The organism is Rhodococcus sp. AW25M09, assembly GCF_000333955.1.
In the GTDB taxonomy this organism is placed as follows: Bacteria; Actinomycetota; Actinomycetes; order Mycobacteriales; family Mycobacteriaceae; genus Rhodococcoides.
Window position 1 is genome coordinate 1 of the sequence record NZ_CAPS01000098.1, and the last position, 7193, is coordinate 7193.

At 64.8% G+C, this 7193-nt stretch carries 7 protein-coding genes; 2 read left to right on the forward strand and 5 right to left on the reverse strand.

The window, feature by feature from the left end; genetic code table 11:
• Window positions 1-57 precede the first annotated feature (57 nt).
• Complete coding sequence (locus RHODMAR_RS19365; protein ID WP_008717829.1) at window positions 58-1311, reverse strand: 5-(carboxyamino)imidazole ribonucleotide synthase; 1254 nt, start codon at window positions 1309-1311, stop codon at window positions 58-60.
• A 146-nt stretch (window positions 1312-1457) separates the two neighbouring features.
• Between RHODMAR_RS19365 and RHODMAR_RS19370 the strand changes: the two genes are divergently transcribed.
• Complete coding sequence (locus tag RHODMAR_RS19370; RefSeq protein WP_051048193.1) at window positions 1458-2009, forward strand: GtrA family protein; 552 nt, start codon at window positions 1458-1460, stop codon at window positions 2007-2009.
• 4 nt (window positions 2010-2013) lie between these two features.
• Here the strand turns inward: RHODMAR_RS19370 and RHODMAR_RS19375 are convergent, their stop codons facing one another.
• From RHODMAR_RS19375 to RHODMAR_RS19390, 4 genes are all read right to left on the reverse strand, one after another.
• Complete coding sequence (locus tag RHODMAR_RS19375) at window positions 2014-3333, reverse strand: sensor histidine kinase (protein ID WP_008717833.1); 1320 nt, start codon at window positions 3331-3333, stop codon at window positions 2014-2016.
• 6 nt (window positions 3334-3339) lie between these two features.
• Entirely contained in the window at window positions 3340-4020 is a 681-nt protein-coding gene (locus RHODMAR_RS19380; RefSeq protein WP_042939912.1) for a response regulator transcription factor, read from the reverse strand.
• 39 nt (window positions 4021-4059) lie between these two features.
• Entirely contained in the window at window positions 4060-4659 is a 600-nt protein-coding gene (locus RHODMAR_RS19385) for a PH domain-containing protein (protein ID WP_042939913.1), read from the reverse strand.
• A 142-nt stretch (window positions 4660-4801) separates the two neighbouring features.
• On the reverse strand, window positions 4802-5638 hold the full coding sequence (locus RHODMAR_RS19390) for a biotin--[acetyl-CoA-carboxylase] ligase (protein ID WP_042939911.1): 837 nt from the start codon (window positions 5636-5638) through the stop codon (window positions 4802-4804).
• A 95-nt stretch (window positions 5639-5733) separates the two neighbouring features.
• Here RHODMAR_RS19390 and RHODMAR_RS19395 point away from each other — a divergent pair.
• Window positions 5734-7193, forward strand: a 1460-nt coding sequence (locus tag RHODMAR_RS19395; RefSeq protein WP_008717841.1) for an acyl-CoA carboxylase subunit beta, incomplete at its 3' end; no start/stop codon positions are given.

Below are 7193 nucleotides of genomic sequence, written 5' to 3' on the forward strand. Positions count from 1 at the left end.
AGGAGTGGAGCCTGCGGAACGCCCTGGGTGGCGGGGCCGGAATCAGTGGCGGGGTGTTCAGTCATTGTGCGGATCCCATCCGTCGGTCCATTCGGCGTGCGACATCCAGTGCGCTGCGCGTTCGGCCCGCTCGCGCACCGAGGCCACGTAGGCCGGATCGGTGAGGGAACCGGTCGGCGAGCCCAGGATGTTCACGTGGCCGATCTTGCGGTCTTTACGCTCGCCCTTGCCGTACAGGTGCACTTTCGCGTCGGGCATCCGAGCGAAGAGGTGATGCAGCCGCTCGTCCATCGTCATCTCGGGTGCCTCGGGCGCGCCGAGAATGTTGGCCATCACTGTCAGCGGAGCGAGCGGATCGGTGTCACCGAGCGGGTAGTCCAGCACCGCGCGCAGATGTTGCTCGAACTGCGAGGTGCGGCACCCGTCCATCGTCCAGTGTCCCGAGTTGTGCGGTCGCATGGCGAGCTCGTTCACGAGCAGCTTGCCCGAGGTGGTCTCGAACAACTCGACCGCCAGATCGCCCACCACGCCCAGCGCGCCTGCAATGTCGAGGGCCAGCCGGCCCGCGTAGGTTGCGACATCCTCGTCGAGATCGGGGGCGGGGGCGAGGACCACTGCGCATTGACCGTTGCGCTGCACTGTCTGCACGATGGGCCACGCGGCACCTTGACCGAAGGGCGATCGTGCGACCATCGCCGACAACTCACGTCGCATGGCGACCTTTTCCTCCACCATGAGTGGTACACCCAGGTCGAGCTGAGCGGTGACGATCTGTTCGGCTTCCTCGGCGTCGGCCGGCATCCAGACTCCGCGGCCGTCGTACCCGCCCCGGACTGCCTTGAGGACCACCGGCCACCCGTGCTCGTCTCCGAACGCAATGGCATCCTGCGCCCACGAGACCGCCGCGTAGGCGGGTCCGGGGGCACCCAGTTCTGCGAGTTTGCGGCGCATCCGCAGTTTGTCCTGCGCGAAGATCAATGCGCTCGGCGGCGGTTGCACGTTGACACCCTCGGCGACGAGAGTGTCAAGATGCTCGGTCGGCACCTGTTCGTGGTCGAAGGTGACCGCGTTGGACCCGGTTGCGGCGGTGCGCAGCGCATCGAGGTCGTCGTGGTGACCGAGGACGACGTCGGGGCTGACCTGAGCTGCCGGCTCGTCCGCGCCTGCAGCCAGGACCCGGAGCGTTTGGCCGAGCTCTATGGCGGACTGATGGGTCATTCGAGCGAGCTGACCGCCGCCGATCATCGTCACCACGGGCATTCCGGTCGACGACGGGCGCGCAGCGTTGGGGCGCGGTTCGGTACCTGTCACGGCTCACTATGGTGTCACGCCGTGCACATTCGGTCCGAACCGGCAGTCGCACGCGAGACCGCCGACCCTGCAGGGACCTGTGGAAACCCTGATGATCCGAGCGTCGGTTCGTCGGATCGACGGTGCGTTTCGTAGACTTCACCGTTGTGCCGACGATAGAAAGCGTGCTTCGACGCTTACCCAAGCCCATCAGGGACCTTGCGATTCGGCACGGCGAGCTGATCAAGTTCGCCATCGTCGGTGGCACGACGATGGTCTTCGACCTCGTCATCTTCTACTCCCTGAGCCTGACGGTGCTCGAGCAGAAGCCGGTGATCGCCAAGATCATCTCGGGCGTCCTCGCGACCCTGCTGAGCTACTTCCTCAATCGCGAGTGGGCATTCAAGCACCGCGGCGGACGCGAACGGCACCACGAGGCGCTTCTTTTCTTCGCCATCAGCGGCGTCGGCGTGCTCATTGCCGCCGGTCCCCTGTGGATCGCGAACAACATTTTCGACATTCGCGACACGAGTGAATCGTTGACGATGGTGGTCATCATCGACTTCGTGCTCAACTACATCATCGGAAATCTTCTGCAGATGGCGTTCCGATTCTGGGCACTGCGGCGCTTCGCGTTTCCCGAGGACAACGCGCGCACGATCCTCGAAGTGGACGCCGAGCGGACCGAGGATGCGACCGACGCACTCGACCAGCCCTGAACCGTCAGCGCGGCTCGCGGCGGGACGCGGCAGGCAACGACTCACGGCGGGCCGGTAGAAATACCGAGAACAGTGCAGGACGGCGACGCTGCAGTTCCAGACGACCGCCGTCCGCCTCGATCAGGGCCCGCGCAAGAGCGAGTCCCACTCCGGTGGAGCCGGCGCCGGAGAATCCCCGATCGAAGATGTGCGGTGCGAGCTCGTTGCTCACTCCCGGCCCCTCGTCGGATACCTCCACACAGACCAGTCGCTCACGCCGTCGATCGGTGCTCTCGACGGCAGAAGTCGCTCGCACCGCCACGGTGCAGCCTCCCCCGCCATGCACCAGCGAATTGTCGACCAACACCGACACCGCTTCTCTCAGCCGCGACCCCGTCACCGACGCTTTGAGGTCCGCGTCGCCCTTGAGTACCAGGCTGCGACCCGCATCCTCGAAATTTCGCCGCCACTCGACGACGGTGCCGGTGAGTTCCTCGACGACCGAGACCTCGTGGGCGTCGGCCGCGCCGTCGCTGCGGGAGGACCGAACGAGTTCGTCGATGGCAAGGGTCAACCGATCGACTTGGTCCATCGCCTCGTTCGCCTCGTCCACCACCGCTGGATCCGGATGTGTTGATATCTCGTCCAGACGCAGGCGGACCGCCGTCAAGCGGCTTCGAAGCTGGTGCGAGACGTCGGCAACCAACGTGTGTTCGCGTTGCAGCCGGCCGGCGATCTCGACGGTAGCCGAGTCGAGAACCTCCGAGACCCGGTCGAGCTCGGCGATGCCGTGGCGTCGCGCGTCCGGCCGAAAGTCACCCTCGGCCAGTCGAGCGGCGCGCCGGGCCACGTCCTGCAGCGGATCTGCGAGGCGCTTGGCCGTCAGAACCGCGACGACGGTGCCCGCCATCGCGGATGCGAGAACCACGAGAGTCACCGCTCCGAGCGCCTGGCGCTGGAGGGAACGCATTTCGTCGGAGGGCACGTCGAGGCGCAGCGAACCCGAGGTACCCATCGAGAGAGATTCCACGAGCGGCCTGTCGACGAACGCCTCGCCGATGTCTGCCCGCGAGGCGGCATCTTCGGGAGTCGGGTAGATCACCACCAGACGGCCTCCCTGCGGAATCGCCAGCCGGAGCGAGCCGATGTCGAGCTGGCCTTCGACCAGACCCGCCGAACCCTCCTGCGAAATGATCTCCGCTGCCATCCGGTCGAGGCGTGCTTGCAAGTCGTTGCGGGTGAAGTCCTCGACCCACAACCACGCGGTATACATCAGGGGTAAGCCGAGCAACAGCGCTGTCATGATGACGACAGCCAGAATCGAGACCAGAATTCGACGCCGCATGGACGACTAGTCGCTGTTGATGCGGAAACCGACGCCGCGAACCGTCGCGATTCGACGTTCGGCCACGGGTCCCTCGTCCCCGATCTTGCGGCGCAACCAGGACATGTGCATGTCGAGTGTCTTCGACCCGCGCAGCTCCGCATCGCCCCAGACTTCCCGAAGGATCACCTCGCGAGAGACGACCTGGCCCGCATGATCGAGCAAGACCTTCAGCAGCTCGTACTCCTTGTTGGCGAGAGAGATCTCGGTGCCGCCGACGAGTACGCGGCGGGCGGCCGGTTCGAGGCGAATGGCACCGACCTCGATCGGCGTATCTTCCCCGGCACCGCGACGGCGTAGCAGAGCACGGACGCGAGCCATGAGCTCGGCAAGGCGGAAGGGCTTACCGACGTAGTCGTCGGCTCCTGCGTCGAGGCCGACCACGAAGTCGACCTCATCGGTTCGCGCGGTGAGCATGAGCACTGCCACTTCGGATCGGTTGGCGCGAACCTGCCGACACACCTCGAGCCCATCCATTCCGGGCAGTCCGAGGTCGAGGATCAGCAGATCGAATTTCCCGTCCAGGGCGCGTTGCAGAGTGGCCGGTCCGGTCTGTTCGACCGTCACCGTGTATCCCTCACGCCCGAGAGCGCGCGACAAGGGCGCAGCGATAGCTTCGTCGTCTTCTGCAAGCAGCACATCGGTCACATCGGTCACCCTACGGTTCGAAGGTGAGAACAGCCTGTGTTACCTGCGTTTTCCAGCGCGCCAGCCGGGCTTGGACTCGGCGGGTGAGTCGTCGAGCGACGGCTCGAAGGCCGACTCGTCGCCGTGGATGGACTGGCGGCGGTACTCCATCGAGTCGAAAACTTGCTGGTAGAGCAGCGAATGAACGCGCTGCACGTGCGGAATGTCGTCGAATTCGAGTGGATCGTCCGAAGCCGAGGCAATGATGAGTGTTCCCGTGCCCAACATCCGGTCGAGCAGGCCGTGCCGAAACTGCACGTTGCTGATTCGGCTCATCGGAATGTCGATGCCGGAATGGGTGAGCACGCCCTGACGAATCAGTACTCGCCTGTCGGTGACGATGAAATGCGTGCACTTCCAGCTGATCAACGGGACCAGACACCGCCATACCACTACCGCCGCCCACACCACCGCTACGACGATCATGGCCACGTTCGCCGCCGTCGATTCGAGCCGCGCACTCGCAAACCCGAGTGCAACACCAGCGATGCCCGTGACGAGTACGAACGTGATCGACGGAAGTATCAACATCTTCCAGTGCGGGTGATGATGCAGCAGCAGCTCTTCTTCGTCGGCCAACGCGTCCTGTGGGTAACCCACGTGCACTCCTGACTACTCGCTACGGCATCGGTCCAGAAACGGTCACTCCGCAGGCTCCGCTCTTGCTCGAGATGGTCACTCCGCAGGCTCCGCTCCTGCCAAAACGGTCACTCCGCATGCTCCGCTCCTGCTCGAGATGGTCTCACGAGACGGGTCGAAGATGCGTGACATCACCGGCCGCGACCGCCAGCACCGCCGGCCGGCCGGAATCGACGTTCTCCATCTCGATGACGATTCTGCCGTGTTCGTCGACGTCTACCGCCGTTCCGAACTTCTCCTCGCCGCCGGGCAGATCGACGCGAACGCGTTGCCCGATGGTGCCGCACCGTTCCCGGTACCGATGGGCCAGCGCATCGATCCCCCAGTTCGAGTCACGCCAGGAGTCCACCTCTGCGGCCACCCCGCGCAGAATCGCCCGCACCAACGTGTCGCGATCGAGAACCGCAGCGTTCTCCAGAGCCAGCGATGTCGCCGTCGCGACCGGCAATTCTTCGGCCGTCATCGACACGTTCACCCCGAGCCCGATGACGACGGTCGGCGACGGCCCGTGGGCGGCGACCTCGGCCAAAATGCCCGAGACCTTCTTGCCTCCGATGAGGACGTCGTTGGGCCATTTCAGTCGCGCATCGACCTCGGCGACCGTCCGCAACGTGTCGACCAGCGCGATCCCGGTCATCAGCGGCAGCCATCCCAGTACGGCTGGATCGATACCCGGGAACTTGAGCAGCATCGACAGCAGAATCTGCGATCGAGGCGCGCCGGAGAACGATCTCGAGTGCCGGCCGCGTCCGCTGTCCTGGTGCTCGGCGATCAGAGCTGTCCGGTCCGCGAAGTTCGCTACCCCGGCGACGAGGTCGGCATTGGTCGAACCGGTTTCGGCGACCACATCCACCCTGGACCACGATGCCTGCGGTCCGTCCACCAGAGCCCGACGAAGGGCACGGACGTCGAGCGGCGGGCGATCGAGATTTGTCCACATGCGACACAGCATATGGGCTCGACACCGAGCCGATGCCCTTGGCGAACCACCCTCGGTCGGGTCGCAGATCACACTCGCAGTTACAGTGTTGCCCCATGACCAGCGTCCAGGATTCCACTGCACATGGGTCGGCCGAAACACCCGATATCCATACCACTGCGGGTAAGTTGGCCGATCTTCGTAAACGTCTCGCGGATGCGGAAATTCCGTCGGGTGAAGCGGCAGTGGACAAGGTCCACGCGAAAGGCAAGTTGACCGCCCGCGAGCGGATCACCGCCCTGCTCGACGACGGCTCGTTCGTCGAACTCGACGCGTTGGCGCGGCACCGGTCCCAGAACTTCGGATTGGGTGAGAACCGGCCCCTCGGCGACGGTGTCGTCACCGGCTACGGCACCGTCGACGGCCGCGATGTATGCGTGTTCTCCCAGGACGCCACCGTCTTCGGCGGCTCGCTCGGCGAAATCTACGGCGAGAAAATCGTCAAGGTCATGGACCTGGCCGTCAAAACCGGCCGCCCACTGGTCGGCATCAACGAAGGAGCCGGAGCCCGCATCCAAGAAGGCGTCGTCTCCCTCGGACTGTACGGAGAAATCTTCCACCGCAACGTCCGCGCCTCCGGAGTGATCCCACAGATCTCACTGATCATGGGCCCCAACGCCGGCGGGCACGTCTACTCCCCGGCCCTGACCGACTTCGTGGTCATGGTCGATGGCACCAGCCAGATGTTCGTCACCGGACCCGACGTCATCAAAACCGTCACCGGCGAAAACGTCACCATGGAAGAACTCGGTGGCGCACACACCCACATGGAAAAATCCGGTGTCGCCCACTACGTCGCCTCCGGCGAACACGACGCCCTCGACTACGTCCGCGACCTCCTGTCCTACCTACCCTCCAACAACCGCGCCGACGCCCCCCGCACACAGCCCTCGGACCCGATCGAAGGATCGATCGCCGACAACCTCACCGCCGAGGACCTCGAACTCGACACCCTGATCCCCGACTCCCCGAACACCCCCTACGACATGCACGAAGTCATCACCCGCATCCTCGACGACGACGAATTCCTCGAAGTCCAACAAGGCCGCGCGGCGAACATCATCGTCGGATTCGGGCGCATCGACGGCCGCTCGGTGGGGATCGTGGCCAACCAACCCACCCAGTTCGCAGGCACCTTGGATATCGATGCCTCCGAGAAAGCAGCCCGGTTCGTGCGGACCTGCGACTGCTTCAACGTCCCGATCATCACCCTCGTCGACGTGCCCGGGTTCCTGCCCGGCACCGGCCAGGAATACAACGGCATCATCCGCCGCGGCGCGAAACTGCTCTACGCCTACGGTGAAGCGACCGTCGGGAAAATCACCGTCATCACCCGCAAAGCCTACGGCGGCGCCTACGACGTGATGGGCTCGAAACACATGGGAGCCGACGTCAACCTCGCCTGGCCGACCGCGCAGATCGCCGTCATGGGAGCCTCCGGCGCGGTCGGGTTCGTCTACCGCAAACAACTCCTCGACGCCGCCAAGAACGGCGACGACGTCGACGCCCTCCGCCT

Bases quoted from the DNA above. Each gene is read 5' to 3' on its own strand.
- RHODMAR_RS19375 (WP_008717833.1), bottom strand. From the start codon at position 3,333: ATGCGGCGTCGAATTCTGGTCTCGATTCTGGCTGTCGTCATCATGACA.
- RHODMAR_RS19390 (WP_042939911.1), bottom strand. From the start codon at position 5,638: ATGTGGACAAATCTCGATCGCCCGCCGCTCGACGTCCGTGCCCTTCGT.